Genomic DNA, 1,218 nt, shown 5'->3' with positions numbered 1-1,218 from the left:
CCCGATGCTCGACCGGCTTCTCGAGAAGGTGGACCAGCGCGACTTCACCATCGGCATCATCGGCCTCGGCTATGTCGGGCTCCCGCTGGCGCTGACCGCGCTGGCCAAGGGTTTCCGCGTCCTCGGCTTCGACGTGGACGGCGCCCGGGTCGATCGGATCATGGCGGGCGGGACGGTCATCAAGCACATCCCCGGCGAGCAGTTCTCGGGGCCCATCGCCGACGGCACGTTCGAAGCCACTGCCGACATGGCGCGCCTGGCCGAGCCCGACGCCATCCTGATCGCGGTCCCGACCCCGCTCGACAAGCATCAGGACCCGGACCTGACCTATGTCGTCAAATCCACCGAGAGCATCGCGGCCGCGCTCCGCCCCGGCCAGCTTGTGGTGCTCGAATCCACCACCTGGCCCGGCACCACCCGCGAGATCATGCTCCCGATCCTCGAAGCCGCCGGCCTGAAGGCAGGCAGCGATTTCTTCCTCGCCTTCTCCCCCGAGCGCGAGGACCCGGGCAACGCCAAATTCTCCAACGCCGCGATCCCCAAGGTCGTCGGCGCCGACGACGATGCCTCGCTCAAGCTCGCCTGCGCCCTCTACGACGGGCTAGTCGCGGGGACGGTGCCGGTATCGTCGAGCGCCACGGCGGAGGCGGTCAAGCTCACCGAGAACATCTTCCGCTCGGTCAACATCGCGCTCGTCAACGAGCTCAAGATCATCTTCGACCAGATGGGGATCAATGTCTGGGAGGTGATCGAAGCCGCCAAGTCCAAGCCCTTCGGCTACATGCCCTTCTATCCGGGCCCGGGTCTGGGCGGCCACTGCATCCCGATCGACCCCTTCTACCTCAGCTGGAAAGCGCGCGAGTTCGAAACCTCGACCCGCTTCATCGAGCTGGCCGGACAGATCAACACCGCCATGCCCAATTACGTGGTGGCAAAGCTCGCCGAAGCGCTCGACATGGCGAGCGGCCGCGGGCTCAACGGCGCGAGGGTCCTGCTCATCGGCATGGCGTACAAGAAGAATGTCGACGACATGCGCGAGAGCCCCGCGCTCAAGCTCACCCATCTGCTCGAGGAACGGCGCGCCGCGGTCGACTATCACGACCCGCACATCCCCGAAGTCCCGATGACCCGCGACCACCCGGAATTCGCGGGCCGCAAGTCGGTCGCGCTCACGCCCGAAAACCTCGCAACCTACGACGTCGTCCTCATCGCCACCGA

The 1,218-nt window shown here is 66.4% G+C and carries 1 protein-coding gene; it reads left to right on the top strand.

Annotated elements, in window-relative coordinates:
- Positions 1 to 1,218 (top strand): nucleotide sugar dehydrogenase (locus OF829_RS20545; RefSeq protein ID WP_319951572.1); only part of this gene is annotated, 1,218 nt, incomplete at both ends.

This window comes from Sphingomonas caeni (assembly GCF_026013415.1).
Lineage (GTDB): Bacteria > Pseudomonadota > Alphaproteobacteria > Sphingomonadales > Sphingomonadaceae > Sphingomonas > Sphingomonas caeni.
Note: the sequence above shows the minus strand (reverse complement) of the source record. Positions and strands in the feature narration are given on the sequence as shown.